The sequence below is a fragment of the Paenibacillus sp. W2I17 genome (assembly GCF_030815985.1).
Lineage (GTDB): Bacteria > Bacillota > Bacilli > Paenibacillales > Paenibacillaceae > Paenibacillus.
Window position 1 is genome coordinate 4,173,423 of sequence record NZ_JAUSXM010000001.1, and the last position, 24,670, is coordinate 4,198,092.

The window sequence follows — 24,670 nt, forward strand, 5'->3', positions numbered from 1 at the left end:
AGAATTTAATATATCTTAGCTGTTATAGTCTTCCTTCGCCATGCGTTACAGACATTATTTGTGTAATTCCATCACTATTAAAATTAGCTAATTGACTTACATTAATAATCATAATACTAAGCAAAATTATATAGTAGATTTTCTTTTTTTTCATAGGATTTCTGAACCTCCATCATGATAAGTTTGTACTGATGCTCGATTTCAGTGGTACCCATGTTTTTGTACTTCTCATACAAGGAAACACAATGAATGATATCTGTTTGATTGTTAAATCGTACAGACTCTCTCAGACAGTGAATAAGTTGCTTCAAACCCTCTGGATATTCATGACGATTTAAGTGATAAAGAGAACGTTCCAACAAGAATGCAGCATAAATTTCATTTTTCATCTGCTCAGTATATCCTTTTAAACAGTTAATTTCCGAGTTAATTCGATCGCTGAACTTATACAAAATATCATCAATATTTCTATCGAACTTATTAGCTGCCTCCAAAATATTAATGATTGCAGGTAAAATTTCCTCTTCATTTTCTTCAATAAATTCCATATAAGCAGGTAAAACACTCTGGTCACCCATCATCAATTTATATAAATAAGTATTGGCTTCCGCCCAACCAGCGAATTTATCAATAAAAATTTGATCCTCTTCATCCGGTTCAGAGACTTTAGCAAGCTTGGCATAGACTTCTGTATAGAGCAAAGCTTCTTCATAACGTCCCTGCTTCTCACATGCCGATGATTTAAGCAAATTGGAATAAGCTCTATATACGAATAAAGGATAGGCAGTGAGTCTATCGCTTTTATCTATTTTCTTCTTTGTATACGATTGTAAAATTTTTGTTTTCTGATCTAATTCTTCAGCCAGATTAAAAACCTTGTCCCGATATCGAAGTGAAGCATACGTATTCGCCAGGTCTTTTATCGCATCCAGTTGCCGTTCCTCATCCAGCCGATTAATATATGGCTCAAAGTGCACAGCGGCCCGCAGGTTATCATGTTGATTCTGACCAAGCGAGAGGGTGAAGATGCGATACTGGCACAAAGCCAGACGTTCCGAATGTTGGTATTTCTCACACTCTGCCACACATTCGTACAACATCCGTGCAGCCTTCGTCTGTCCACGTTCAAGCATGCCTTCCGCCATCTCGAACAACTCCGAGATATACGAGCGATCATCCGTCACTTCCTGGATAACCTTATGAATACATTCCAGCTTGTCCAATTCAGCACAGCGTTGCAGGAATGGTTCCAGTCTCCTCCAATGAGGTGCCGATTCCACGAAACATTCAGCCCCATAAATCTCGTAGAAATACCCCTCTTCCAGCTTCATGCCTTGGGTAATCAGATCCAGTTGCGCCATAGCGATGGGCCGAGTCCCCTTAATAATTGCACTAAGCGTTCCAGCGTTAACTCCCGATATATCGGCAAAATACTGCAGGGTGTACCCCTGTTTCCTGATGTAGTCCTCAATATATGAGCGTATCGTAGTTGTAGGTTCCATGTATCCCACCTCCACAATGAAAATCCATAATTTTGAATTTATATGATAAGCACAATTTTAATCCTAAATTTTACAGCGGTCAATAAAAATCGTGGCAATTTCCTTCACATTTATGCAAGGAGGCCTCGCTGTTCCTGCTTATAGAAAAAATCCATTAGAAGAATCCGTGAGAACGTGATACATTTAATCCAACTTACATATCCTACTATTTCAATAGGATTATACGACACAGGTACTATCAATTCAGTTCGAGGAGAAGGTCAGATGAAATTTGCCTTGTTTAGTCTCATGATGAATCTGCCTAATGCCGTAACCGGGGAAGCTCTGACAACTCAGCAGAAATTCCACAATATATTAGAGCAGGCAAAGCTGGCTGAACGACTGGGATTCGATGCCTATGGAATCGGTGAACGACACGGTGCGCCGTTTCTGTCCTCATCGCCACCTGTCGTATTAACGGCAATAGCCGCAGTAACCACACGCATTCGGTTACTAACCACCGTCACTGTTCTTAGTATACTTGATCCAGTCCGGGTTGCCGAGGATTATGCCACGTTGGATCAATTATCGGGCGGACGGCTGGAGATGATCATCGGGAAAGGCAATGACCCTCGGCACTATCCGCTGTTCGGCATAAGCGAAGAGGAACAATGGGACTCACTCGATGAACGCTATCATCTGCTAAGACGGCTGTGGTCTGAAGAGAATGTAACCTGGCAGGGAACGTATCGCCCTCCGCTTGAGGGAGTGACCACGTGGCCCAGGCCGCTTCAGCAATCCATCCCAATCTGGCATGGTAGCGCGTCCAGCACGGTCTCGACGGAACTCGCTGCCAAATATGGCGAGCCGATCTTTACGTCGAATTCTTTTCACCCCCAAGCCAAATACAAAGCGTTAATTGATCATTATCGGGAACGACTCGATTATTATGGTCATGATCCGCAGCAAGCAGTGATTGGCTCTGGTGCCGGCAGCCTCTATCTTGCGGATACGGGCGAAGAAGCCATTCGACGTTATAAGCCATATTATGAAGCGTTCCATGCCACCGCCGCCGCACAGCATAACCAGTCGCCCTTCACCGATCTGGAGGATAACATTGCACGAGGCCCTGCTTTAATCGGCAGTCCAGAGCAGGTCATTGAGAAAATTCTGGACTACCATGCCGCTTACGGACATCAGGTGCTGAGTATCAGCGTAGATGGACTGACGCATAGCGAGCAGTTGGAGCAAGTAGAGCGTTTTGCCAAGGAAGTTGCCCCTGTATTACGCCGCGAACTGCCCAGTTCGGTATGGAATGAACCCCCGCTCTTGAACCAGTCTCTTCCCACTTCCACATCGCATTCTCCTGATTCATGGCCCCCAGCCATCTCACCGATCTTCCAGGTGTAGTTCTCAATTCTCCATTCATCCACAAGCCTTTTGCACCCACACCCAGGGCGATACTTGCGAATCGCCCTCTCCCTCCCCCAAGATGTCCTTCTCTATGATCAAGATTTAATACCTTCAAACAAGGAAACCAACGAACGCTGCACGAATTCAGTATCTAACGGTTCGCCAGTTACCAACATGCGATAGAACATCGCTCCATAGACGAGGTCTATGCACAGTCCGATGTCACAATCCTTTTTCAACTCTCCCCGTTCTACACCTTTTTCAAAAATTCCCCACGCTTCACGCCTACGAGGTTGGATGTATCTGGTTCGGTATTCTTCTGCTAGACCTGGATCAGACTGACCCTCTCCAACAATTTGTGTGATCACTTTTCCTTCCCGGCTGATCAAAAAATCAACCAGATTGCTCGCATGAATGCGCACATCCTCAAATACCGATCCTGTATCCGGTACAGGCAATCTTGCCGTTGCCGCAGACATGTACCCATCCATAATGACAGCTCCTTTATTGGGCCACCATTTATATATCGTTGCTTTACTCACCTTAGCACGTTCAGCAATTTTTTCGATCGTAACCGCTCCGAAGCCGTGTTCCAATAATAATTCATAGGAAGCTGCAAGAATTGCATTCTGGGTTTCCACATTACGGGGACGCCCTCTTTTGGCTGTCATCATAAGCCCTCCTTGGTGTAACAAATGCATCTCTAATTCATAAAAACTGTACGTTCATTATACTAAAATACCGATACATTAAACAATTTCGTTCTTACCTTACTTCGACATACAAAAAATTCCTATCGCCTATTTACAATACTAAACGTTTAGTTTATTATATGACTGTAATTAGTAAACGAAGCGTTTAGTAATTAGTGAATCCATAAAAGTACCGCAAAGGTTTGGACGCCTGATCGGTCATGGTTTGAGTGGAACCATTAGGGCACTAAGGATCATTAACATAAAAATTGGAGGATGATAATCATGCATTTGCAAAACGATGTGAAGACAACCCCGGTTCCAAGCTGGTTGATTTTACTTTTGGCCGCGGCATGCGGGCTACTTGCGGCAAACTTGTACTATGCTCAGACGGTTATAGGACCGATCAGCATGACAACAGGGCTTTCCTCTGCTGCTGCCGGACTGATTGTGACGTTAACACAGATCGGTTACGTGATTGGCCTGCTGTTCATCGTACCGCTCAGTGACATTCTGGAGAATAAACGGCTGATCACTTTTTTCCTCATCATTCTGGTCGTTGCATTGATTGCCGCCGCCTTCTCTCCCAATGCCATATTATTTCTGGCTGCTTCCCTCTTCATCGGTATTGGTTCCGTCGTTGCACAGATTCTGGTTCCCTACGCCACCTACCTCACTTCGGAGGAGCAACGCGGACGGGTGGTCGGTAATGTGATGAGTGGCCTGCTGCTGGGCATTATGCTGGCTCGCCCTGTCGCAAGTTTTATTACGAGTCTGCTCGGCTGGCAAGCGGTCTTTGTCTTCTCCGCAATCATTATCGTATTGTTAACCTTGCTCCTGTCACGCGCACTTCCTGCACGTCAGCCCCAACCGGCGATGAAGTATGGACAATTAATCCTGTCATTGGGTTCCCTGTTAAAAACATTTCCCATGCTCCGCCGCCGAGCCCTCTATCAGGCCAGCCTGTTTGGCGCCTTCAGCTTGTTCTGGACTACAGTTCCCATGCAGCTCGCCAATGAGTATGGCATGTCCCAGCAAGGAATTGCATGGTTTGCATTGGCTGGCGTCGGAGGCGCCGTTGCAGCACCGATTGCCGGAAGATGGGCGGATAAAGGCTTTACCCGCATATTAACCGGACTCGCCATGGTTATCGCGGCTGGTTCTTTTGGGCTCGCCTATCTGTTCCAGGGTCACTCTACCGCTACCCTTGTACTTCTTGTGATCGTTGCCATCACGCTCGACATGGCGGTCTCGGGTAATCTGGTGCTGGGGCAGCGTATTATCTATTCATTAAGTGAAGCAAGAGGACGGGTAAACGGGATCTTCATGTCGATCTTTTTTATCGGAGGCGCGATTGGATCATCACTTGGCAGCTGGTCTTATGCGCATGGGGGTTGGAGTCTCACTACTCTGATTGGTCTGGTGATGCCTTTGCTGGCACTCGTATACTACTTAACCGAAAAGAAAGCTGCCGTTATCAGCAATCATCTATAAGTGCGTGTTCAAAAAGGTCGGTTTTCAGTACCTTGAACAATCTCTATAACGATTCTTTCATATGTAAAGAAGGGCAGAGTGATCTCTAAGATCAGCTTCTGCCCTTTTCCCTTATTTCATGACACTGAATTTTTTGGTCGCTGCCCTAACTTGATCATCCTCGCCCCACACGATGACACCTACCACTTTGGTAGCTTCCAATTCCATCGAAGCAATCTCAACTGCATATTGTTCAAAGGCATTGTTGAGCGACTGGCCTGTCTGTGAAAAAACAACATGGCTCAGTCCCCCGCTGTCATCTGAGCAGAGTTTGGCCAGATTGATCAGTTGATTCTCCCCGGCCTTCAGAATAACAGTGCTATATCGGATGCCCGCATGCTGAACGCCGCTATGATCCAGCACAGGTTGATCAGAATATAACCCCGGCTCATTCAGGGCTGCTTGTCCCATTAACAGGGCAGCCACATTAGCGGCGGCGCCAGGTTCCAGATTTTTATCCAGTATAATAGCAATTCTTTTCATATGACTGTATTCACCCTCTGTGTATTTTGTGTAAAACATACCCATGGCATATTGATTCCCTCGCGCAATACTTTGTAGGTCACAAGCCCGTAATGATCAGCGCATAGCTGATTCGTGAGCGCAATGGACTTCTCCGTGTTGTGCATGACCTTCCTGCAAGCTTCAGGGTTGGACGATACGGTGCTGTTCTCTCTATAGGTTGTATCAAGTTCAGATAACAAGTATGTGGTTGCTGGATGATGATAGATAACATCGATCTGATCTGGACATACCGCATGGAAGCCGGATAGAACCAGCGCAGGAATTTTCTCCACAAAGCTCTCAGACACCGCTAGTTCAGAATCCATGATGAAGCTGTTGAGCTTGGGATACGCCCCGGGGACCAGCAAGCAGGATATGATCCCTGATCTCAAGTCTTCCGCAGCCGCTTCAAATTCAGGGTATGGCTTGATACGTTCCGAGTTGCCTAATTTCTTCGCGATATGCATGCTGCAAGTCAGGAATCCTTCATCGTCTCCCAGCGTTCCCAGTATGGCATATTTCTCTTTAACGATCTCCATTTATTTCTATTTCCTCCTTTTTATTTCTAATCCGCTAAAGATCGTATACCAAAAAATTCCTATTGTCAATTAACACTTTAACGCAACATAAATATGTATTTTGGTTCATATTTTTAACCAAAAAGTGTATTCAAAATGGAAAATATTGAGCTATAATGTTATGAAATGAATTTTTACTATTTTTAGTATTTTGTTGAAAGGGGATATACGAGAACGTATGAAAACCATTGTATACATATCTGATTTCAGGCTTCCAACTGGATTAAACTTCGTTAAACCTTTGCAGAAATTGGCGTATCACAAGAAAATTCTGATTATTGAACGGCATAATTTGCATCATGATGAGGTGCTCAGGGACTTCTTTGATGAAATTAGATATGTCGATCATCTGGAGTCCGTAGATGCCATCAGGGAGCATATGATGCAGATCCGAGAATCCCATTCCATCTCTGCCTTGTTAACGCCGGGTGAGAATGCGATTGAGATTGGTGGTCAACTCCGTTCCGAGTTCGGTATCCCCGGTATGCAGCGCAATCAGGCTGAGGCTGTTCGCAACAAATGGATCATGAAACAAATGCTGCATCAACGTGGAATTCGGACATCCCAAATTGCAATTGCTCTACATGAACAGGACTATATTCGTTTCACTGCTGTACACGGCTTCCCGATTATTGTGAAGCCACTCAGCGGATATGGAAGTATCAATACGTTCAAATTGTCCAGCATGGATGAACTGGTACATTATCTTCACCATACAAGACAAGCACAGCAAAAGGATTTGCTGGAGGAATTCATCCACGGTACGGAGTTTCATTGTGATTCCATTGTGTCTAAAGGCAAGGTTGTATTTGCATCTGTTTCCCAATACCTGTATAACTGCCTGGATATTGCGACGAAGCAGAAACCTCCAGCCAGTATTACGTTCCCTGAAGGCACGGTAGCTGATTTTATCCATCACATCAAAGAACTCAATGAACGGGTCATTGCAGCCTTGGGTATCAATCAATCCGTAACACATGCCGAACTTTTTCTGACTCCGGAAGGAGAAGTGGTGTTTGGAGAAATTGGTGCAAGAATCGGGGGATCACATGTTATGCCTCCTTGTATCAAGAACACCCATGGCGTTGATTTCTTCGAAGCCGTCACTGATCTGGAAGTTGGAATATATGAATTTAAGCAACAGGAGACGAGCCATAAATTCACAGGCATGATCTGCTTCCCTTCACGCGCAGGGGTAATTCAACACATATCCGGGATAGAGGATTATGCCGATATCCCTGGCATCATTGAGTTCAATGTATCCTATCAAGTGGGGCAGCGGGCCGGGGACGTCAACGATACCATGACCCGATCAGGCTATGCTATCGTGGAGGGTGATTCGTTCGAGGAATTGCGTCAAACCCTGCTGGATATGTACGATCGCTTCAAGATTGAAGTGACGGTTGCTGAAACCGTATAAGATGTACGGATCATCCTCACTGTTTTTGGTCTGGAGTGACGGTTATCTTGGGGAGGGCTGGAATTATTGTCTTTATTCAAAACCTACGCGGGTCTGAGCCGCGATATCTATTATCTCTGTTTAGCCAGAACGATTAACAGCACGGGAGATTTTGTATTCTCCCTGATTACCTTGGTGCTTACGTTACAGATGGGCATGAATGTGGTCAGTGCAGGGATCTTTGTGTCCATGGCAGCCCTGATTAGCGGACCCGGTGTACTTCTCGGCGGCTATTTAAGCGATGTTATGGGCAAAAAAACAATTATTGTCATCGGGCAACTGTTGTCTGCCATCATGATTATAAGCTGCTCTTTTTGGTCAGGCACCATTACCGTTGGTTATCTTCTGATTGCAGTCATGTTTTTCATCAGTATTACCCGGCCTGCTTATAATGCACTGATTATTCAACTGTGTACAGAGGAGAAAGAGCGAAAGTCCGCCTTTTCCCTCATGTATCTGGGGGCCAATCTGGGTATAGCCATCGGACCACTGATCGCCGGTTTTTTTATCAAGGATCACGTCAACATTGTCTTTATAAGTATCGGCACCGTGTTTCTGATATCTACCTTTATCATCATCAACCAGGTTAAGATCGGCACACGCAAGGAATTGGCATCAACAAGCAGCGAACATGCTGGACAACAAGAACAACAACGATCGAGCCAACCGCCTTCGCCGTTATTCAGACTACTGCTGAAAAATCCACTCGTTGCCTTCTTCATCGTTGTGTCATTTCTTAACTATTTTATCTATATGCAATACTCATTTAGCCTCCCACTCCAGATGAATCACTCGTTTGGCGAGAACGGGGCAGCCTATTACGGCTCTGTCATGACCATCAATGCCATTAGCGTCATTATTCTTACCACCGTGATCCTGTCCGCTACACGCAAATTAACTGCCCTAAACTCCATAGCTACAGGCGCACTCTTCTATGGAATCGGATTTGGAGCCTTGAACCTGCTCGGAACCTTCCCCCATTTTTCCATCGTCGCCTTATCCACGGTGCTGTGGACCATTGGAGAGATTCTCGTACAGACCAATATCAATCTGTATATTGCTTCGCGTGTACCCGATACACATCAGGGGCGGTTTAATGGCTTGCTGTTATTCGTAGGTTGCCTGGGTTATACACTTAGTCCATATTTGACAGGCATTTTCATCAAAAGCATGGACATGGAAAGTGTATGGATCATTATTCTGGCTGTCAGTCTGTTCTATGGGTTGTCTATGATCATTCTCTGGTATATCGAAAAAAGCTCAACAAGAAGAAACAAAATGAAACCGCTGGATCACTCAAAAAGTATCTGAAACTCAGGGCAGGGCAGCCTATTCTGCCCTTTTTTCACTTTATTTTCACACCAAAATAGGCAAATGTGCATTCGCATCATACTCAATCAATTGCTGACCCGTATGCAATCTCTGTACTAGATCTGGATTGGCAATAAACGGTCTGCCGAACGCAGCCAGATCTATGCTTCCCTTACCAATCGCGTGCTCCGCGGTCTGAACATCCAAATCCCCCACACCAATGATGATTCCATCCCACCGACTTCGAATCCGCTCGTGAAAAGTCTGCTCCCCTTCCCATGCTTTCGCATAATGGTCTATTGAGGGATGCAAGATCGTAATTCCCGTCTCGCGGAACAAGTTCAGATATGCATCGATCATTCCAGCTTTGTCTGCCCAAGCATAGGATGCATCATCATCCTTTTTCTCCGAAAATCGTACCGATATGCGATCCACAGGGATCTCTTTTTTCACAGCCACAATAATATCCCGCAGGAACCGCAATCTACCCTCAGTATCTCCTCCATATTCATCTGTTCTGTGGTTGGTCTTCTCATTGATAAACTGGTCGATCAGATACCCATGTGCAGCATGCAGCTCAATCCCGTCGAACCCCGCCAGAACCGCATTGCGGGCAGCCGTCTGAAAATGCTGAATCGTATCCGCTATATCCTGTGTACTCATCGCTTGAGGAACCTGATACGGTTTATGTAGCTTATGCACTCTTCCCTCTGCCGCAAGGCTGGAAGGTGCCACTGGAGTGGTTCCGATCAGATCGGAGTGGGACAGCCTGCCAACATGCCACAGTTGAGCAATAATGGTGCCGCCATGTCTGTGAACAGCATCCGTTACCCTTTTCCAAGAAATCGTCTGTTCATCTGTATATAAGCCAGGGATGCCATAAGTGCCTTTGCCTGCCAGATTCGGGTTAACGCCCTCGGTAATAATCAGCCCCACACCATCTCGCGCACGCTGCTCATAATACGCCACCATCTCATCCGTCACGGTCCCCTCCTGATCATCAGCAAATCCCCGGGTCAACGGTGCCATCACAATTCGGTTCCTTAATTGCCACTGATGAATCGTTACCGGGCTTAATAATGTTGAACGTGTATACATGTTATCCATGTCATATCCCTACTCTCTTTGTCATTAAGGATATTGTACGGCGGCTCCGATATATCGTAAAATGATTGAAATATATAGTTGTATCTCTCAGAGAGATACCTAACATCAGCATCTGCGGAAGTAATTAAAGTTACCCCACGTTCAGGAGGATACAGCATGGAACTTTCCGATATCGATATTGTTCTCGCGGTGGCGCGTTCAGGCAAAATCTCACAGGCCGCCAAAGAACTGAATTACGCGCAATCCAATGTCACTACGCGCATCAAAAAACTGGAGCAGGAATATCAAATCCAGTTGTTCAACCGATTTCCCAAAGGTGTTGTACTGACCTCCAAAGGAGAACAGTTCGTCCAGTACGCCACACGGATTCACAACCTTTTACATGATCTGAAGCAGGATATGACCGATCCCGGTGAGCCTTCCGGCACGCTGAAAATCGGCATTGTAGAAACGGCGGCATCCAGCCGTTTTATGGAGATTCTGAATGAATATCAGATAACCTACCCGAAGGTGTCCATCTCACTCGTCAACGCCACTTCACCCAAAGTACTGCGCAAGAAAATACAGGACGATGAGATTGATGGTGCTTTTATCAGCGGGGCTTGTGTGAAAGAGGGTCTGAAGGTGGAATATGAGATGCAGGACACGGTTCATATCATCTCCAAGAAGATGGATACACCACCTGAAAGTCTGTGCCAAGTATCATGGGTTGTTTTCCCCGAGGGATGTCCTTATCGTGAAATGACCGAAGAATTTTTGCAGGAAGAGGGACTGTCCGCACGTAATATCATCGAAGTGAGTACGATGGAAAACCTGCTTAGCTGTGTGGAGTCTGGAATTGCTTTTACCATTATGCCGTGCAACGTTATTCACAAGAAACCGGATGATTTCTCCGTATTTGATCTGGCAGATCGTTTTACCCATACCACGACAACCTTTGTCCGCGGTGAGGATCGGTATGTCAGTAGTGCGCTGGATCAATTCATGAAGCTGCTGAATCAGAAGTGCATTACGTTTTGATATAGATAACTTAGTACCCCTCTTTCAACCGCTGATCTTCTTGATTACTAAATGGACTAAAGCACATTGATCGAGACCATAAAAAACAAAGCAAAAGGCACTCATACAGAGTGCCTTTTGCCTTCCTTCCCTTTATACCTATTCAATTAACACCTTACTCCACCTTGAATCGCGCAGCCGATTCGGCCAGCTTTTGCGTCAATTGATCGATCGTATCAACCATGTTGGCCAACTGCTGTACTGTTGAAGATTGCTCCATCATGGTTGCTGTTACCTCTTCAACCGAAGCGGATACCTGCTCTCCTGAAGCCGACAAACTATGGGCCGACTCCAGTACATCATCCTTGTTCTGTAACATCTCCTGCATCTGTCCTGCCATCGTAGCGATCTGTTGATTAATGACCGTTACCTTCTCCAAAATTACATCAAATGCCTGACGAGTCTGCAAGACAAGCTCATCCTGTCTGGATGAGATGGTGTGAATTTCGGCAACACTTTGGTTGTTCTCGGCGACATCAGCCAGATTCTGCTCAATAATACTGGAGATTTCCTTGGATTGGCGGGAACTCTGCTCTGCCAGGTTGCGGATCTCCTCAGCTACAACTGCAAATCCTCTGCCATGCTCACCTGCCCGTGATGCTTCAATGGAAGCATTTAATGCAAGCAGATTGGTCTGCTTCGCAATCTGGCTGATGGCTTCCGTGATCTGACTAATACTGCCCGAACTGGTTTGAAGTTTGACGGTAATCTCCGAGATTTTCTCCACTTCCCGTTCGTTCACCTCATTGATACGCATCAGTTCATTCACGACTTCATTCCCGTTGTGGAATACAGATTCGATCTCATCTGCTCTCGCCTTCACATCCTGCGCACTGCTGTTCATGGCAGCCACTTTATCACCGAAGCTGTTGAATTTGCCTGCAATCTGTTCGGTATCTTCGGATTGGGCCTCCATCGCCTTCGCGATCCCCATGGACGTCGCCGATGTCTCATCAATGGATCTTGCCGTCTGTCTGGATGTCTCCTCCAATTCCTGCGTGCTGGCTTGAAGGACATGGATTGAATTATTCATATCGGTAATGAGATTCCTGTTCTGCTCCACCATACCATTAAAGCTCTCCGCCAGATCTTTGAATTCACTGTTATATCTGCCATTGGCCTTAACGGTCAGATTGCCTTGAGCAAGCTGTTGGAAGAGCCCGATCAGACGAATGATAGGTCTTGTAATACTACGAGAAATCAGCAATCCCACACCAATAGCCAGAACAACTCCGATCAAGGTCACGATAACCATCTGACGTTGGATATCCTCTATTGGGCGCTTGATATCGTCATAATCATCAATGATGACCACAGATAGATCTGCACCGGGAATCTGATTAACGCGATAATAGATGTTATCTCGATCCATCGAAGTGATTTTCACTTTGTCAGTGGCTCTGGCCTCGATGATTCCCATCGCTTCCTTGTCTGCTTCCAGCGTTTGTCCCACAATGGAAGGGTCCAATGAATCATACATGATGATGCCGCTCCGGCTCAGCACTTCAACTCTGCCTTCGGCATTGATTTTAATGTCTCCCAGTTGCCCCAGGAAAAAGCTGCTGTCCACCGACATGGCGAACACACCCAGTATATTCCCCTGTTCATCGGTGATAGGCTCCGAGAATACAATAATGAGCTTCTTGCCAGTCTTAGAAACGACCGCGTCACTGATGAAGGATTTCCCCTGTATAGACTCCTTGAAATACTCCCGATCTCCCCGTGACTGCCCAATGACTTCTGGCATGGTTCCCGCCACCATGGTTCCTTCCTTATCAAATACGAACAGGTCCGGCTTGGAGCCTTCCGTATCGGTTATACTGTCAGTGAGAATCGTATTTGCTGTATTGAAGTATGGATTCTCATCTGTGAAAAAGGTATCATCTGTCATTTCGTTGGTATCACGCAACTCCAAGAGTTCCTTGAAGGTATTATGCACCGATATGGCATGACTCAATTGTTGTTGAAGCTGCATCGCTGTCCAAAGCCCTTCCCCAAGGCGGTCAGCCATCACATTCATTTCATCCTTGCTTTTCTTGACCACAACATCAGATGAAATCATATAACTTGTGGTCGTTGCACCAAGCAGAACCAAAACAACCAATACACTGATCATGAAAGGCAGCTTGATTTTAAGCGACATATTTTTGAGCTTATGCCCTGCCCCTTTTCTTTTCCCCATTTCCTTCTCCCCACTTCCCTGAACCATCTGCATCTGAACGATGTACATACTTTATCGGAAAAATCCATAGTGAAATTGATCAATTAGGGAGATATTGCCACTGTTTTTCTTTTTTTTAATTCTGATAGCAACATAAAAAAATGGCCTGTCAGATCGACTATCCATCTTTGGAATGGATGTTGCCGTTACCTAACAGACCGTTTTAAATTTGGTAATGATTCAATTACGTTTACTTACGCAATCTTCGAGAACTTAGCGCGTGGTGGCCATTCTGCAGGAATGTACTGCGCGTATTCTTCATCTGTTCGATCCGTCGCTCAGCCAGTCGATCTGCGGCAACATAGGTTGCGATGCCCTCGGTACGTGAGCTTTCGAATATTTTCTCCAGATTGGAATAGATCTCTCCGATCTTGCTCCATGCTCGATCCGCATTATAACCGTTTAGCTCATCCGCAATGTTAATTACACCACCTGCATTGATAACATAGTCAGGCGCGTAAACGATACCCATATCATACAGCTGATCCCCATGACGGGTCTCCAGCAGCTGATTATTGGCACAGCCCGCTACAACCTTCGCCTTGAGCGTTTTGAGCGTATCGTCATTAATCGTGCCGCCCAGTGCACATGGTGCATAGATATCACACTCCACACTAGTGATGTCTGCGGGATCAACTGCTGTTGCGCCGAAGCGGTCCACAGCCTGTTTCACCGAGTCCTTATGGATATCCGTAACGATCAGATGTGCACCTTCCTCATACAGATATTTGCACAGATGCATCGCCACATTGCCAACACCTTGGACCGCTATCGTTTTACCCTCCAGCAGATCGGTACCAAATGCTTCTTTGGCTGCTGCCTTGATCCCCCGATATACACCCCAAGCCGTTGCAGGCGACGGATTACCGGATGAACCATAACTCGCCGAGATGCCTGTCACATAATCGGTTTCCTGATAGATCAGGTTCATGTCCTCTTCCGTTGTTCCCACATCTTCGGCTGTGATATAACGTCCGTTCAATCCTTGAATATATCGTCCAAACGCCCGAAACATCGCTTCGTTTTTGTCACGCCTTGGATCTCCGATAATAACGGTTTTGCCACCGCCCAGATTCAGTCCGGATACCGCATTTTTATATGTCATACCACGGGCAAGGCGCAGGGCATCTTCAATGGCTGCTTCTTCTGAAGCGTAAGTCCACATCCGTGTGCCTCCCAGCGCAGGGCCGAGTGTTGTGTCGTGTATGGCGATAATTGCTTTTAACCCTGAATTTCGATCCTGGCACAGAACCAGTTCCTCATAATCGTGATGCTCCATTGCTTCAAACCAACTCATGTGCTAACCGTCTCCTCCAACCATTTTTGCGATCCAATCGCATTGTTCTCTATTCATTGACCATCCTCTATTGTACCCATGAATACCCAGTTTGTGCAAAATCACATCGCAATGTCAGAGAAGCATCGATCGATGTTTCTCATATGGCGGGAGCAAAGCTGTCGAATTTCAGATTATAATTTTATCGTCTATCAATAGAAAAACCTCTCTCCCTTACAGGAGAAAGGTACACTTCCCTCAATAGCCTCATCTTAATCGCCCCAAGTAGGCCACTTGATCGTTCACATTTAAGGGAGCGTCTCAACCACATTGATTGGATGCAAATCGCCATCTACAGCAAATGAAGCCTGTCCCGTCTCCTCGGAGACAACCAATACAACCGCATCCGTCAATTCACTGAGTCCCAGTGCTGCCCGATGACGAGTGCCTATTTTTCGTTCATGCACTTCCGCTTGCGACAACGGCAGCACATTACCAGCGGATACAATCTGATTGCCACGAATCAACACAGCCCCGTCATGTAATGGCGCACCAGGAATGAATAGCGATTCCAGCAACGCATGCGTCACTCTTGCATCCACAGTCACGCCTGAGTGAATGATCGACTCCAACGGAATCTCCCGTTCAATCACAATCAACGCCCCATATCTCCGGTCAGATAGATGCTGTACGCTCGATGTTAATTCGGCAAACTTCTCGGTAAAAGGTGACAGATAACAATCCAGATAAAACGAAGAGGCGAGCACCTCGATCTGCTTGATCTCCGCTCGAATCTCTGCAAATTGCCCCAGCAGACAGGCACTGTCATTGTCAAATCGGGATAACGTCAGATTCATACGTTCTGCTACACGATGGAGGTCTGCCTTAAGCTTCTGCCTCATCGAGGAACTGTCACAGTCTGCTTGCCGAGTCATCATTCGCCGCCTCCTCTGGTTGGGTTGGGCTTCACGCCGCATCATTAGTACCCATACCTTCCCCTCCGGAGGATATATTTATACAATGGCAGGGCTGTAGGAGCTAATCATGGGCTTCATTGTAACTGATATAACAAGCAAAAAAGAGCCTGTCCGCAAAACTCCACGGTCAGACCCTACTCGCATTATTTGATGTCCTGTCTATTTCACTTATTGCGCTTTGCCGTATGAACCTGTCTTAAATGTAGTCGGGTCATACCATTTGTACCCTGCCGCAGGTGCAGCCCACGGCTCAAGTTGCGGCTCGGTTGATGCAGCCGGAGCTTCGATCGGAAGCAGGCTTGTGGCTGTATCCAATGTCAGTCCTGGCACTTGTGCCAGACTGGTGTAGCTCTCTTTGACCGCGAGCCATTTCACAGTATTCACAAGGAAAGTTGCATCATCCACTTCTTTGAATCCATCGTAGGTCTTCTTGGTAGCACCCGTCTCTTCACGCAAATATTTCGGAGTAGCGTCTTCCACAGGGGAAGAGTCGCCAATAAATGCGGCTTTGCCCGCACCAACCTTTGCAATGGCAGCATAAGCACCTTCAGCTCGTCCACCACCATTGTATACACCCTGATCCACGGCATTGCCCCACTTGGACACACCACTTGGTACATACACCAAGCCTTTGGCCTTGTTAGGGTCTATAATCGCAATGGTCGATCCCGCATGCATGGCTACAGAATTGACGCCAGCCGTAATGCCGAAGGATTGTGCAGGTGCAACGATATCCGATGCATTTACATCTCCAAGGGCGTTGTAGCGGAAACGGACACCAAAGTTCGTCGCGAGCCAGTCTGAACTCGTCACACTCTGCATCGCTGGTGATTCGGCTTCAGCCGAAGACATGCCTTTGGCTGGATTCAGGAAGGCACCGCGGCGATAACCGTTGAATACTTCGGAAGAATCCCAGCGGTTTTTGTTGCGGTCTGCATTATAGTGGTCGGAGATGAAGAAGATACTTCCTCCGTTCTGCACGTACTGCACCAGCGCAGCCTGCTCAGTCGCTTTGAACGGCACGTTGGCTTCGCCAATGACAAAGACGTCGTAATCTTTCAATTTATTATAGGTGATGGCTTGCTCACCGAATGTATACGGGATACTGCGTTCCAGCTGATCCACGGCAAAGCCTGCGTTTCGCAAACCGTTGGCAAAATCCGAAAATGCCCCATCAATAATCCAGTCGGCAGCACCTGCTGTCTGGGCGTGGGTATTATCGAACAATACTTTCTTGCCGGTACCGTCCGGCAGTGTTGTGCCCGGGTTCGGTTCTGGATCAGGATTGGTTGTTCCGGAGGAAAGTGTGATGGACGTTGGGTTTTTGACTCCTGCATAGCTGTTGTAGGCACCTAAGGTTCCGGTTACGATGATCTTTTTGCCTACAAGACTGGGGTTGGACGCCAATCCATATTGCGAACGGAAAGATGAGGGAATCTGTACATCCAATAATCTGGCGTTGGTCCGCTCTGACGCTGAATCTGCAATCAGAACATTAAAATCATTGGCATAGGGAGATGTAAACTTCGCGGTAAGTGACCCGGTAGCATGTCCAACAATGATTCCTTCAACCGTTGCTGTTCCTCCACCGCTCTGGGCAGCGATGGCCTGAGATACCGTAAGTGGTGCTGCAGCTTGTACCGGACTTTGCGAACCCGGCCCCAGCAGTGCGGTTGCCATCATGATAAAGACCAGGAATGCCCCGATCCAGTGCTGCCATAACGCCTTTTTCATATTCCCTTTCTCCTCCTCTAAATTACCTGATAATGGGTTATCCTCCTTTAATTTAATTGTTCATATGCTGAATTCCTCTTTCTTTTTGTAAAGTTTATGAAAAAGTTTAGAAGTTGAGTCTATTGGCCCATACTGATTATCATTAGATTTCCATTTACCGAAGGAGTACAACGATGATGAAGTTGGTATTTTTGATACTCTTGTTGATTGTTCCGCTGATTATGGCTTATGTTGCTCTTCGTTCCCGAATGATTACCCGAGTGTTCCATATTCTTGCGCTACTCTGTTTCTACAGTGCGGCAACCGTTATCGCTGGTGATGTGTATGCGACGAATGCTCATATGACCACATTCACCACCGAGATTCACCATTTCCTGTTGAATGGCTGGTTCTTGTATCCGTCCGCATATCTCGGTGTATACATTCCCTATGTGCTGTGGATGAGCCTATTTTCAGAAAAAAGTTAAATTCGATGCGACTTGGGATTGCATTTTGCCAGCGTTCATTGCATAATGAATATATAAACGTGATAATGATTATCATTCTTGAACTTGTCTCTTTGTAACTTTCTACTGCATATAATTTTACGATTTTATAGATAAAGGGGAACGAACATCGAATGAATACAACTCTGCAAAAGGCTGATCTGCAGCTTGACGATTATTTGGATCTTCTGAACCTGGCAACCAATCTGGGTGATACGAGATGGCAAAAGGAAATTATCCGTAAGCTGGCTTATACTTATCCCGCAGTTCAATGTAAACAACCACAATAATATGCCTTATACTTACATAGCCCAGTAACCCATTCTTTACACGAATCGGTTACTGGGCTATTTTTGTTTTACTATATAATTGAACTAAACATTTACACGAGAAACGGAGAGGACAGAAATAACCTGAAGAAGCGGAGCGTTCGCCTTTATCCCCGGATTTTCCCCTTTGAAAAAGGGAATCCAAAAAATCTGGGGATAACAGCGATCGGAAGGTTGTTCTGTCATCGGAGTGGCAAGTGTAATATTATTTAGTTCAATATATATAGGAGGGGAATAGCTATGCAATTGGAGACCGAACGACTCATCATCAGGGATATTCTGGAGACAGACTGGAAAAGTATACATAGCTACACATCCATGACAGAAGTTACACAGCATACAGCGTGGGGGCCGAATACCGAAGAAGATACACGAGCTTATGTGGAATTTGTGTTGGACATGCAGCAGACAAAACCACGAGAAGGCTATGAACTGGCGATATGTTTGAAAAGTGATGGAACTCTCCTTGGCGGAGTAGGTATTCACGTGATGGAGAAAACCAATGCAGAGATCGGTTACGTCCTTAATCCCGCCTATCAAGGAAAAGGTTATGCCGCCGAAGCAGCCAGTGCTCTACTAGGCTTTGGCTTCAACGAACTGGGCATTCACCGGATTTACGCCAAATGTCGTCCGCACAACACAGCTTCGGAGAACGTCATGAAGAAGATCGGCATGCAGCGAGAAGGGCTATTACGGGAGCACTGGTTCTACAAAGGCTCCTTTCATGACTCTGTGATCTATTCGATTCTCGCCAGTGAATATGGCACGGCCAATGGAGACCCAATGCTACATATGTGATTTTCCGCATACATCAAAAAAGCTGACACCGATTATACGGATGCCAGCTCTTTTTATTATTCTCCGTAACGACCCCAATCGCCAATGGAGGTGAAGCCTCATTTGGAATCTAAATCAAATTTGTTCCTCGGGGATGCAACCGTTGTTCTTCCCTCAACTCGGAACACCGGAACAAGCTATGTTACAACCGGCACAGCTCTACCGGACAGCTCGGGAATGTAGGACATCCACACATACAGCGCAGGGCTGCAAGATCACGAATCATCAGTTTGCCGTCCATCATATCCAGCGTACCTTGTTCCTTCCATGCCCCCAGCATCCGCGTTACGCTCTCCCGGGTAGCTCCAATCATCTCGGCAAGATCGGTATGGTTCAGCTTCATGTCCAGCACAATGCCATCCGGTGTAACCCTGCCATACGAATTGCTGGCACGGATCAGTGTCGAAGCGAGCGCACCCGCCTTGCCATAGAGCAGCAAATCACGGAATCTCGACTGGGTGATCCGTTGCGACAGTGCCATCCATTGCAAGAATTTCAAGGCAAGGTCGCCATGTTTGCTGAGTATACTTTCCAGATCGCTAAGCGAGATAATGGCCAGTTCCCCTTTTTCCGCCATCTCTGCACTGTAGCTGTGATTCAATCCGCCGACGCCGCCGAATTCACCGATGAGATCGCCGCTTTGCTGAATGGATAAAATAATTTCCTTGCCATCCTCCGTCGACTTGGTCATTTTCACTCGTCCCGAACGAATGTAGTACAGATATCCGGCTTCATCGCCTTCGAGAAAGAGACTATACCCCGACTTCACCCGTTTGGGCTGCATTTTTGCTTCAATCAGGCCCCATTGCTCAGGTGTAACGAACGAAAGGATTCCGCCTGTTTCCCGTGTCATTTTGCCCGCCTCCGTTTGTTTCTGCTCTGTTCTTTGGGTTGTTCTTTCTACAAATACTGTACCCATAACCTTCGTCCTCCTCGGTGATTCCTTATGTATTCATCATACCGCGAAAGTAGCGCGAGGGTTATCGGGGGATTACCTGATCATTAACGAGAAACTCCCTGAATTTGCTGTGAGAAAAGTCACATTTCACCGATATGCCTCATCCTTCGCATTTCTTCAATCCCTTGGTGCACCTGATTCAGGAGTCCTCCACTGCCCATGTTCAGTAAATTATAGAACGGAAATAGGGGTTTTCCCTGAATTACAATGTACGAGAAAGGGTCTACAATAGAATTAACATTGTAATACCCTTACTTTAAGATGATTCTAAAAGGTTAATGATAATAATTCCACGTTACGTACGTTATAATTTCGATAAAGGAAGTGTCCTCTCATGCATGATGAACTGCCATCTGGCATTCAGGAGATGATCGACGGCCTGCGCCTGAACACATCCAGCGACTTCTGTGGACTTGCCTGTCTGAACGGTACGATGCTACGCTGGAAGTATACCTCTGGGGCTAGTAATGAACGGGTGAAACGCATGGAAATGCGCCCCGGACAAGATCTGGTCGGCACAGCCCTTCGGACTGGACGCACAGCTCGATCTGATGCACAATCCACCGGGGAGCATACACCCGGTCGTTGCCCGTTAATGCTTGCTGAGCGGCTGGTAAGTGCCATAGCGGTACCTGTGTTCCAGGAAGGAAGCGTGCCTGGTGCCGTGCTGCTTGTTGGCAGCAGACTGCCTTGCACCTTCTCATCGGACATGATCCGGCAGACGGAGCAAATCGCTCTACATCTTCAGCCGAAGGTGTTTGGATAAAAGTTTGAACTAGAGCGTGAGAGAAGCTATTCGGAGATTAAAGCTCTGAATGGCTTCTTTTTTTGTTATGATATAGATAGAACTAAGGAAGCGGACAGGGGGAAATCATGTGATTCAACTATTAGTTGTAGACGACCATGTTGTCGTGCGTTCCGGGCTGATCGCCTTACTTGAAGGAAAGAATGATATACATATCGTTGGAGATGCCGCAGATGGCGATGAAGCCATTGCCAAGGCTCAAGAGTTGAAACCAGATGTGGTCTTGATGGATTTCAGCATGCCACCAGGCAAAGACGGTCTGACCGCTACCGCTGAATTGAAGAAATTGATGCCAGATGTCTCCATTTTGATACTAACCATGCATGACGATGAAGAATATCTGTTCCGTGCCATCCACGCGGGAGCATCCGGATATATACTCAAAAGTGCGCCGCATGAAGAATTGCTTGCTGCAATTCGTTCCGTAGCAGAGGGTAGCGCCTATCTGTACCCCAGTGCAACCAAGCGGCTGATGAGTGAATACCTGGACAAAGCCAAACAGGAAAACGCCGGACCGTATGACACGTTATCCGAGCGGGAGAAAGAGATTTTGTCCTGGATTGCCAAGGGTTACGCCAACAAGGAAATCGCCGAACATCTGATCATCAGTGTCAAAACGGTTGAATCCCACAAAAGCAATCTGATGGAGAAACTTGGCCTGCGTACACGACCGGAACTGGTGAAATTCGCCATGAAAAAGGGGTTGCTGAACTTTGAGTAGTGCACGCAAGAACAGATTAAGTGGACTCGCAGACCAGCCCGTACGCCTCCTGCTGAACGAAATCGATGATCACATTACCGATAATGAATTTCGCAGCAGGTTGAAGGGTTCCCTGCATCAACTGAGTGATCTGAAATTTGCCTTGGATGAATCCTCCATTGTAGCCCTGACAGACCGCAAGGGGAAAATCCAGTATGTGAATGATAAATTCTGTGAAATCTCGCAGTATGAGCGCGAGGAACTGATCGGTAAGGATCATCGAATCATTAATTCCGGATACCATGGCAAAAGCTTTATGAAAAACCTGTGGGAAACGATATCCTCAGGTAAGGTATGGAACGGGGAAATTCTCAATCGTGCCAGAGATGGCAGTCATTATTGGGTCAACACCACCATCGTGCCTTTCCTTGATAACGACGGGGAGCCATATCAATACCTGGCTGTACGCAGCGAGGTCACCAAGCTGAAATCCGTCGAAGCCGAATTGCAAAAGATGATGTCCCAAGTGATGAACATTCAGGAAGAGGAACGACGCCGGATCTCGCGTGAACTGCATGACGGGATTGGACAGAGTCTCTTCTCTCTGGTGATTCAGATGGATCGCCTGCTGGCAGACCAGCCTCACCCCGGGGTTGAAGCACTTCGTAAGCAGGTCACGGGTATCATGGAAGATGTACGCGGTATGGCATGGGAGCTGAGACCATCCGTTCTGGATGACCTGGGTGTTGTTCCGGCGATTCGTACGTATATCGAGAATTACACCCGTCACTACGGGATCGAAGTTGATCTGGAATGTAATTTGCGCAAACGATTGGAAATGAACCGGGAGATAGCCATCTACCGAATTATTCAGGAAGCCTTAACCAATGTCGCGAAGTATGCCGATGTTGCCGAGGCACGTGTTACTATAGAAGACGCTGAGAACATGACGATGGTTATTATTGAAGACCAGGGTGCTGGATTCAGCGAAGCAACCGCAGGCAATGGCGTTGGATTGTTCAGTATGGAAGAGCGTGCCCGTGGTGCAGGAGGAACGTTGAGAGTTTCTTCCGAGCCTGGCGAAGGGACCACCGTTACCCTTTTACTGCCCAAGACAGCACAGGGATAACCGGACATGCTTTGTATCACACTTTGCGCTTCACTCCAGCTTATCTATTATTTAACGGCTGCTCGCTATTGGACTGTGCGAGTGGTCTTTTTATTTCCGATTGGTCGAAATGACAAAATGAAGGCTCAAAATCGGTTAAATTCAATAATCATGATAAATAGATTGACTCCAGTTACGATTCGTCATTAAACTATGAATGCCACATACACATTGTATGTTTAGTAAAATTTCATTGTTCATTTCATATAGCGAGAGAAAAGGATGGTCAACATGTCAGAGAAACGCTCCTCCAAGGGTGGGGAAATTCCACAAATGTACAATCTGGACGAGATGGATCGCAAAATCATCGCCGCGCTTCACCATAACAGCCGAATATCCTATACGGATCTGGGTACACAGATCGGGTTGTCACGTGTAGCAGTTCAGGCGCGCATCAATGCGTTATCCGAAAAAGGAATCATCGAACGCTTTACCGTTGTGATCAACCCTGGCAAAGTTGGGCTTCAGGTCTCGGCCTTTTTCAATGTCGATGTTGAACCGCCCTTCCTGGATGAAGTCGCTGAGAAACTGGATGAAGAGCCAGCCGTCACCAGCCTTTATCATATGACAGGCCCAAGTACCCTGCACATGCACGGTATTTTTGCGGATATGGAAGAGATGGAGCAGTTCTTGCTGGAGAAGCTCTATAAGATGCCGGGTATCGTCAAAGTGGAATCACAGCTATTATTGAAGCGTTATAAAAGCCGGATGGGCATGAGACTCTAGGAGGAAATCAGCATGGGTTGGAAAGATTACAACGGTCTCGTCATCGGAATGGTACGAACCGGAATTCTCGGATACGGCGGTGGTCCTTCGGTTATTCCGTTGATCCGTTACGAAGCCGTTACGCGTTACAAATGGGTCAGTGATGAGGAGTTCGGCGAGATTTTGGCTATCGCCAATGCCCTGCCGGGTCCCATCGCGACCAAGATGGCTGCATATCTCGGTTATAAAACCAAAGGTGTGCTGGGCGCGATCGTGTCCGTACTCGCTCACATTTTGCCGACAAGCATTGCCATCATTGCTCTGCTCGGTTCCATGTACGCGCTACGCGAGTCGAAAGTAGTAGCCGGCATGGTAGCCGCCGTTCGGCCAGTCATTTTTGTCATGCTGGGCATGATGGCTTATGAATTTGCCATGAAAGCCTGGAAGGGACTCGGTAAAGTTTTTGCCGCCCTATTCGGCGTAATTGCCTTTGTACTATTGCAGCTGCTGGATATCCATCCGGGGATTGTGATCGCGGTTTTCCTGGGATATGGTGTCTTTCATCTGGATCTGGTTCAGCGCTTCAAGTCCAAAGGCGAGTCCGATAAGGGGGTGTCCTAAGGATGCTCCAGACCTGGTGGGAATTATTTTGGGGATTTTTCGTAGCAAACATCTTGGGATATGGGGGCGGTCCAGCTTCCATTCCGCTTATGCAGGAAGAGATTGTGAACCATTACCAATGGATGACCACAGAGCAATTCGGTGATGTACTGGCGATTGGTAACGCCCTTCCCGGGCCGATTGCAACCAAAATTGCTGCATTTGTCGGGTACCACGTAGCAGGCTGGTTTGGGGCATTTATCGCAAGTTTTGCCACAATCGTACCTTCCGCGACCGCACTAATTATATTACTTCGTCTGTTGAACAAACATCGTACTTCACCAAAAGTCAAAGGCATGACCCTACTCGTGCAGCCTGTTATCGCTGTACTCATGATTCTGCTTACATGGGAATTCGGTCAGCTATCCACCAATTCCATCGGCATCTGGCAGACGTTGATCATTGCAGGCATCTCGCTCTGGGTCATGACCAAGACCAAGCTGCATCCGGCCATTCTGATCGTAATCGCTTTTGCCTATGGTGCACTGGTACTGTCTCACACAATGTAGTAGTAGAACATACAGGGAACGTCACAGAATCTCTTGGATACATCTGCAATGGGTGTATGCAGAGGTTCTGGACGTTTCTTTTTTTAACTGTCTTAATACTTAGACAAGCTTTATGAGGAAGGATGTCAGTGTCCAATTATTTGGTCTTTAGGTCCTCTTTATAAATTGT

The 24,670-nt window shown here is 46.7% G+C and carries 24 protein-coding genes; 14 read left to right on the forward strand and 10 right to left on the reverse strand.

Features of this window, described 5'->3' with window-relative positions; all coding sequences use genetic code 11:
* Positions 1 to 116 precede the first annotated feature (116 nt).
* Positions 117 to 1,502, reverse strand: coding sequence for a transcriptional regulator (locus tag QF041_RS18630; protein WP_307415285.1), 1,386 nt, complete (start codon positions 1,500 to 1,502; stop codon positions 117 to 119).
* Between the two features lie 264 nt (positions 1,503 to 1,766).
* Between QF041_RS18630 and QF041_RS18635 the strand changes: the two genes are divergently transcribed.
* The gene (locus QF041_RS18635; RefSeq protein ID WP_307415286.1) at positions 1,767 to 2,891 is read left to right on the forward strand and encodes an LLM class flavin-dependent oxidoreductase; all 1,125 of its coding nucleotides are present in this window, start codon (positions 1,767 to 1,769) and stop codon (positions 2,889 to 2,891) included.
* Positions 2,892 to 2,989: 98 nt separating this feature from the next.
* Here QF041_RS18635 and QF041_RS18640 read toward each other — a convergent pair whose 3' ends face one another.
* Complete coding sequence (locus QF041_RS18640) at positions 2,990 to 3,565, reverse strand: TetR/AcrR family transcriptional regulator (protein ID WP_221823956.1); 576 nt, start codon at positions 3,563 to 3,565, stop codon at positions 2,990 to 2,992.
* A gap of 306 nt (positions 3,566 to 3,871) precedes the next feature.
* On the opposite strand from QF041_RS18640, the gene QF041_RS18645 reads away from it, so the two are divergent.
* The gene (locus tag QF041_RS18645) at positions 3,872 to 5,080 is read left to right on the forward strand and encodes an MFS transporter (protein ID WP_221823821.1); all 1,209 of its coding nucleotides are present in this window, start codon (positions 3,872 to 3,874) and stop codon (positions 5,078 to 5,080) included.
* A 111-nt stretch (positions 5,081 to 5,191) separates the two neighbouring features.
* Here the strand turns inward: QF041_RS18645 and QF041_RS18650 are convergent, their stop codons facing one another.
* The gene (locus QF041_RS18650) at positions 5,192 to 5,602 is read right to left on the reverse strand and encodes a DUF2000 family protein (protein WP_047840412.1); all 411 of its coding nucleotides are present in this window, start codon (positions 5,600 to 5,602) and stop codon (positions 5,192 to 5,194) included.
* Complete coding sequence (locus QF041_RS18655) at positions 5,599 to 6,162, reverse strand: type 2 periplasmic-binding domain-containing protein (RefSeq protein WP_307415287.1); 564 nt, start codon at positions 6,160 to 6,162, stop codon at positions 5,599 to 5,601. Before QF041_RS18655 ends, QF041_RS18650 begins: the two co-directional genes overlap by 4 nt.
* Before the next feature lie 217 nt (positions 6,163 to 6,379).
* Between QF041_RS18655 and QF041_RS18660 the strand changes: the two genes are divergently transcribed.
* The gene (locus QF041_RS18660) at positions 6,380 to 7,621 is read left to right on the forward strand and encodes an ATP-grasp domain-containing protein (RefSeq protein WP_307415288.1); all 1,242 of its coding nucleotides are present in this window, start codon (positions 6,380 to 6,382) and stop codon (positions 7,619 to 7,621) included.
* Positions 7,622 to 7,687: 66 nt separating this feature from the next.
* Positions 7,688 to 8,971, forward strand: a complete 1,284-nt coding sequence (locus QF041_RS18665) for an MFS transporter (RefSeq protein ID WP_307415290.1) — start codon at positions 7,688 to 7,690, stop codon at positions 8,969 to 8,971.
* A 45-nt stretch (positions 8,972 to 9,016) separates the two neighbouring features.
* Here QF041_RS18665 and QF041_RS18670 read toward each other — a convergent pair whose 3' ends face one another.
* Positions 9,017 to 10,078, reverse strand: a complete 1,062-nt coding sequence (locus QF041_RS18670) for an oxidoreductase (RefSeq protein WP_307415291.1) — start codon at positions 10,076 to 10,078, stop codon at positions 9,017 to 9,019.
* A 156-nt stretch (positions 10,079 to 10,234) separates the two neighbouring features.
* Here QF041_RS18670 and QF041_RS18675 point away from each other — a divergent pair, with 156 nt between their 5' ends.
* Entirely contained in the window at positions 10,235 to 11,098 is an 864-nt protein-coding gene (locus QF041_RS18675; RefSeq protein ID WP_307415292.1) for a LysR family transcriptional regulator, read from the forward strand.
* Positions 11,099 to 11,252: 154 nt separating this feature from the next.
* Here the strand turns inward: QF041_RS18675 and QF041_RS18680 are convergent, their stop codons facing one another.
* From QF041_RS18680 to QF041_RS18695, 4 genes are all read right to left on the reverse strand, one after another.
* Entirely contained in the window at positions 11,253 to 13,319 is a 2,067-nt protein-coding gene (locus tag QF041_RS18680; protein ID WP_307415293.1) for a methyl-accepting chemotaxis protein, read from the reverse strand.
* Between the two features lie 229 nt (positions 13,320 to 13,548).
* A complete protein-coding gene (locus QF041_RS18685) occupies positions 13,549 to 14,655 on the reverse strand; it encodes a Glu/Leu/Phe/Val family dehydrogenase (protein ID WP_074093168.1) in 1,107 nt (368 codons plus the stop codon).
* 287 nt (positions 14,656 to 14,942) lie between these two features.
* Positions 14,943 to 15,572: a sporulation-specific diadenylate cyclase CdaS gene (gene cdaS, locus QF041_RS18690; protein ID WP_083657381.1), complete on the reverse strand. Its 630-nt coding sequence runs from the start codon at positions 15,570 to 15,572 to the stop codon at positions 14,943 to 14,945.
* A 207-nt stretch (positions 15,573 to 15,779) separates the two neighbouring features.
* The gene (locus QF041_RS18695) at positions 15,780 to 17,294 is read right to left on the reverse strand and encodes a DUF6359 domain-containing protein (RefSeq protein WP_307417004.1); all 1,515 of its coding nucleotides are present in this window, start codon (positions 17,292 to 17,294) and stop codon (positions 15,780 to 15,782) included.
* Positions 17,295 to 17,518: 224 nt separating this feature from the next.
* Here QF041_RS18695 and QF041_RS18700 point away from each other — a divergent pair, with 224 nt between their 5' ends.
* From QF041_RS18700 to QF041_RS18710, 3 genes are all read left to right on the forward strand, one after another.
* Complete coding sequence (locus QF041_RS18700) at positions 17,519 to 17,812, forward strand: hypothetical protein (protein ID WP_307415295.1); 294 nt, start codon at positions 17,519 to 17,521, stop codon at positions 17,810 to 17,812.
* A gap of 152 nt (positions 17,813 to 17,964) precedes the next feature.
* Positions 17,965 to 18,120, forward strand: a complete 156-nt coding sequence (locus tag QF041_RS18705; RefSeq protein WP_017691064.1) for a hypothetical protein — start codon at positions 17,965 to 17,967, stop codon at positions 18,118 to 18,120.
* 279 nt (positions 18,121 to 18,399) lie between these two features.
* Entirely contained in the window at positions 18,400 to 18,957 is a 558-nt protein-coding gene (locus QF041_RS18710) for a GNAT family N-acetyltransferase (protein WP_307415296.1), read from the forward strand.
* A 181-nt stretch (positions 18,958 to 19,138) separates the two neighbouring features.
* On the opposite strand, the gene QF041_RS18715 is transcribed toward QF041_RS18710, so the two are convergent.
* On the reverse strand, positions 19,139 to 19,915 hold the full coding sequence (locus QF041_RS18715; protein ID WP_307415297.1) for a Crp/Fnr family transcriptional regulator: 777 nt from the start codon (positions 19,913 to 19,915) through the stop codon (positions 19,139 to 19,141).
* 373 nt (positions 19,916 to 20,288) lie between these two features.
* Here QF041_RS18715 and QF041_RS18720 point away from each other — a divergent pair, with 373 nt between their 5' ends.
* From QF041_RS18720 to chrA, 6 genes are all read left to right on the forward strand, one after another.
* Entirely contained in the window at positions 20,289 to 20,720 is a 432-nt protein-coding gene (locus QF041_RS18720; protein ID WP_307415298.1) for a GAF domain-containing protein, read from the forward strand.
* A 109-nt stretch (positions 20,721 to 20,829) separates the two neighbouring features.
* On the forward strand, positions 20,830 to 21,480 hold the full coding sequence (locus QF041_RS18725; RefSeq protein WP_017691068.1) for a response regulator: 651 nt from the start codon (positions 20,830 to 20,832) through the stop codon (positions 21,478 to 21,480).
* Positions 21,473 to 22,588, forward strand: a complete 1,116-nt coding sequence (locus tag QF041_RS18730) for a PAS domain-containing sensor histidine kinase (RefSeq protein WP_307415299.1) — start codon at positions 21,473 to 21,475, stop codon at positions 22,586 to 22,588. Before QF041_RS18725 ends, QF041_RS18730 begins: the two co-directional genes overlap by 8 nt.
* Positions 22,589 to 22,858: 270 nt before the next feature.
* Positions 22,859 to 23,353 carry a chromate efflux transcriptional regulator ChrS gene (chrS, locus tag QF041_RS18735; RefSeq protein WP_036616550.1) on the forward strand — a complete coding sequence of 165 codons (495 nt, stop codon included), beginning with the start codon at positions 22,859 to 22,861 and terminating at the stop codon, positions 23,351 to 23,353.
* A 12-nt stretch (positions 23,354 to 23,365) separates the two neighbouring features.
* Positions 23,366 to 23,953 (forward strand): chromate efflux transporter ChrB, encoded by a 588-nt coding sequence (chrB, locus tag QF041_RS18740; RefSeq protein ID WP_017691071.1) that lies wholly within the window; start codon positions 23,366 to 23,368, stop codon positions 23,951 to 23,953.
* Positions 23,954 to 23,955: 2 nt separating this feature from the next.
* Positions 23,956 to 24,501, forward strand: a complete 546-nt coding sequence (gene chrA / locus QF041_RS18745; RefSeq protein WP_076329890.1) for a chromate efflux transporter ChrA — start codon at positions 23,956 to 23,958, stop codon at positions 24,499 to 24,501.
* The last annotated feature ends 169 nt before the right edge of the window (positions 24,502 to 24,670 follow it).

Bases quoted from the DNA above. Each gene is read 5' to 3' on its own strand.
- QF041_RS18630 (WP_307415285.1), bottom strand. From the start codon at position 1,502: ATGGAACCTACAACTACGATACGCTCATATATTGAGGACTACATCAGG.
- QF041_RS18635 (WP_307415286.1), top strand. From the start codon at position 1,767: ATGAAATTTGCCTTGTTTAGTCTCATGATGAATCTGCCTAATGCCGTA.
- QF041_RS18640 (WP_221823956.1), bottom strand. From the start codon at position 3,565: ATGACAGCCAAAAGAGGGCGTCCCCGTAATGTGGAAACCCAGAATGCA.
- QF041_RS18645 (WP_221823821.1), top strand. From the start codon at position 3,872: ATGCATTTGCAAAACGATGTGAAGACAACCCCGGTTCCAAGCTGGTTG.
- QF041_RS18650 (WP_047840412.1), bottom strand. From the start codon at position 5,602: ATGAAAAGAATTGCTATTATACTGGATAAAAATCTGGAACCTGGCGCC.
- QF041_RS18655 (WP_307415287.1), bottom strand. From the start codon at position 6,162: ATGGAGATCGTTAAAGAGAAATATGCCATACTGGGAACGCTGGGAGAC.
- QF041_RS18660 (WP_307415288.1), top strand. From the start codon at position 6,380: ATGAAAACCATTGTATACATATCTGATTTCAGGCTTCCAACTGGATTA.
- QF041_RS18670 (WP_307415291.1), bottom strand. From the start codon at position 10,078: ATGGATAACATGTATACACGTTCAACATTATTAAGCCCGGTAACGATT.
- QF041_RS18675 (WP_307415292.1), top strand. From the start codon at position 10,235: ATGGAACTTTCCGATATCGATATTGTTCTCGCGGTGGCGCGTTCAGGC.
- QF041_RS18680 (WP_307415293.1), bottom strand. From the start codon at position 13,319: ATGGGGAAAAGAAAAGGGGCAGGGCATAAGCTCAAAAATATGTCGCTT.
- QF041_RS18685 (WP_074093168.1), bottom strand. From the start codon at position 14,655: ATGAGTTGGTTTGAAGCAATGGAGCATCACGATTATGAGGAACTGGTT.
- cdaS (WP_083657381.1), bottom strand. From the start codon at position 15,572: ATGATGACTCGGCAAGCAGACTGTGACAGTTCCTCGATGAGGCAGAAG.
- QF041_RS18695 (WP_307417004.1), bottom strand. From the start codon at position 17,294: ATGATGGCAACCGCACTGCTGGGGCCGGGTTCGCAAAGTCCGGTACAA.
- QF041_RS18700 (WP_307415295.1), top strand. From the start codon at position 17,519: ATGATGAAGTTGGTATTTTTGATACTCTTGTTGATTGTTCCGCTGATT.
- QF041_RS18705 (WP_017691064.1), top strand. From the start codon at position 17,965: ATGAATACAACTCTGCAAAAGGCTGATCTGCAGCTTGACGATTATTTG.
- QF041_RS18710 (WP_307415296.1), top strand. From the start codon at position 18,400: ATGCAATTGGAGACCGAACGACTCATCATCAGGGATATTCTGGAGACA.
- QF041_RS18715 (WP_307415297.1), bottom strand. From the start codon at position 19,915: ATGGGTACAGTATTTGTAGAAAGAACAACCCAAAGAACAGAGCAGAAA.
- QF041_RS18720 (WP_307415298.1), top strand. From the start codon at position 20,289: ATGCATGATGAACTGCCATCTGGCATTCAGGAGATGATCGACGGCCTG.
- chrS (WP_036616550.1), top strand. From the start codon at position 22,859: ATGTCAGAGAAACGCTCCTCCAAGGGTGGGGAAATTCCACAAATGTAC.
- chrB (WP_017691071.1), top strand. From the start codon at position 23,366: ATGGGTTGGAAAGATTACAACGGTCTCGTCATCGGAATGGTACGAACC.
- chrA (WP_076329890.1), top strand. From the start codon at position 23,956: ATGCTCCAGACCTGGTGGGAATTATTTTGGGGATTTTTCGTAGCAAAC.